This window comes from Pantoea sp. Fr+CA_20 (genome assembly GCF_024520835.1).
In the GTDB taxonomy this organism is placed as follows: domain Bacteria; phylum Pseudomonadota; class Gammaproteobacteria; order Enterobacterales; family Enterobacteriaceae; genus Pantoea; species Pantoea allii.
In genome coordinates this window covers 1-2,171 of record NZ_JALNPN010000041.1, presented here as the reverse complement: position 1 = coordinate 2,171, position 2,171 = coordinate 1, and the positions used below count along the sequence as shown (strand labels likewise).

Below are 2,171 nucleotides of genomic sequence, written 5' to 3'. Positions count from 1 at the left end.
AAACCTCGGTTTGGGAGAAGGCTCCGCTTTGCCGGTTGGAGTGCCGGTTCCCTGGCCATCTGAAGTACCACCATCAGGCTGGTTAACCTGTAATGGTGACGCTTTTAGCGCAGCTGATTACCCGCTCCTGGCGAAAGCTTATCCATCGCTTAGATTACCGGATTTGCGTGGGGAATTTATTCGTGGTTGGGATGCTGGGCGTGGTGTCGATATCAGCAGAGGAATTTTAACACCGCAGCAGTCAACGACCCTAAGAACCGCGATGCTTGATTACTATAATCAAGACGCAACGGGGGCGAATGGTGTAATCGGTTTAGGATTCAAAAATGAAGATTCATTATTTGATATGCAGCAATATGATTTCAAAATGCCAGATGGAACTAATCCAAATAATTATGAAGGCGCGATCTCAGACAATGGTATGAATGCAACCATTATTACCAGTATAAAATCTGGAATATCGAAAGGTATAAGTGTCAGACCACGTAACTTAGCATTCAATTATATAGTGAGGGCTAAGTAATGACTTATGTAGCCCTGTTCAGCGTTCTGTGTGAGATAGCGCAAGCTGTATGAGGAACCGGTAAAAAATATGAAACCTTTATGTAAGATTTCTGGAAGCATTGAAAAAATGTGTTGGAAAGCATTAATGAAACCATTTCGGACTGAAAGGTTGAACTTTTGTTTTGTGACATTAGCGATAATGGTAAAGCGAAATTATTAGCCTGGGTGGCATATGCAAATTCAGTAGCCGTCGATGTATCGACGGCTACTGGCATATACCATCTTGTGATGCTTAGATTGATATCGCCAGAATTATAGGGGTAAAGAAATTTCATGCCTCTAGCATTTTTTTGAGGGACTGATTTTAATCACCCCCGTTTTATGGCATTACGCGGTCAACCTTTTTTATAGGGGAAATCCCAACCAGTTTCCCTCTTAAAAAAATATATCATTTATTGATATAATGTGGCGAGGTTTTCGATTCGGGTAAAATCCACTTAGAAATATAAATTCCTAGTGGAGAGCGATTCTAACCAAAGTGAGTTAACAGATAGCGACCTTCGCCATCTGTCATTCCAAAGAAAAACTGAAATTATTCCGGTTTTTGAGGCCAGATCACTTCAGGTGCTGTCGATACATCGACGGCTTTAACTGCAGCCTTATACATCATCCATGCTGAAAGTCTTTCCTTGTCACTATCGCTTATATCTCCAAGCAAAAGTTCAATCTTCCAGTCCGATATTGTGTTATCAATGCTATTTAAAATATCTTCCCGATATTTTTCTGCACTTATTTTATCGGCTTCATCTTTAAGTAACACATCCTCAACCCAGCTCTCACCATCCCATTTACAGAACTTTGAAGCTGGAACTTTTGAAGTGGTATTGGTTGGATAATCCCCCAATTCAGTTATAAAAAACGGTTTTGCTGTTTCAGTATTATAGACAGTTTCACCGCGATGATCGTTAATGTACTCCCATGCAGAAAGGTCTTTAGTTCTACAAACGATCATGCCGTCTTTTTTTTCTAAAGGGGCATCGACACATGAATTAGCAGGAAGGCCTACTCCTTTAGCAAGAGTTTCAGTGGTAGTTGAAAGATATTCACGTGAAACACCATCGTAATTACAAACGCTAATTCCTCCAGCGTTAATAGCTATGAAATCTTTATCTAACTGAGCTTTTAACATTATGCAGCCCTCATAATATAATTGAATGCAATGTTACGGGGTCTGGTTTCATTGCCACCAGTATTTTCCATGAAAATGTAAGTCCAGGCTCGTAAACCACTAACATTATTTGCCTCAGCGTTTTCGTTATTTTCATCCGTGTAAGCGATTATCCTGGCCGTAGGTGTACCATATTCATTTACAAATCTGTGATTATGGGACTTAAACATATCTTCTTGGGATGAAAGCAAGTTGCGCGAGCTATCGATGCCTCGACCATCATCCCATCCACGAATAAATTCACCGCGTAAGTCTGGCACTTTTAACCCAGGATAGATCATGGCTAGTTTTGGGTATGTTGTGCTGCTAAATGAAGCACCATTCGCTTTGATAAAAACCATTCCTGACATAGATGCAAATAGCTCATTGGGCATTTTTGAATGCGGCCATGCAAAAGGAGAACCGATGAGTGGAACACCTTCTCCCAAACCGAGGTTTT

2 protein-coding genes and 1 pseudogene are annotated in these 2,171 nt (G+C 40.7%); 1 reads left to right on the top strand and 2 read right to left on the bottom strand.

Annotation, left to right across the window (positions count from 1 at the left end; translation table 11 throughout):
• Positions 1 to 523: phage tail protein (locus NR177_RS23670; RefSeq protein WP_256853797.1), on the top strand; the 523-nt coding region annotated here is incomplete at its 5' end.
• A 573-nt stretch (positions 524 to 1,096) separates the two neighbouring features.
• Here NR177_RS23670 and NR177_RS23665 read toward each other — a convergent pair.
• Both NR177_RS23665 and NR177_RS23660 read right to left on the bottom strand, forming a co-directional pair.
• Positions 1,097 to 1,693 carry a tail fiber assembly protein gene (locus NR177_RS23665; protein WP_256853796.1) on the bottom strand — a complete coding sequence of 199 codons (597 nt, stop codon included), beginning with the start codon at positions 1,691 to 1,693 and terminating at the stop codon, positions 1,097 to 1,099.
• A pseudogene (locus NR177_RS23660) lies at positions 1,693 to 2,171 on the bottom strand (tail fiber protein); the annotation flags it as partial. The pseudogene NR177_RS23660 and the gene NR177_RS23665, both read right to left, overlap by 1 nt.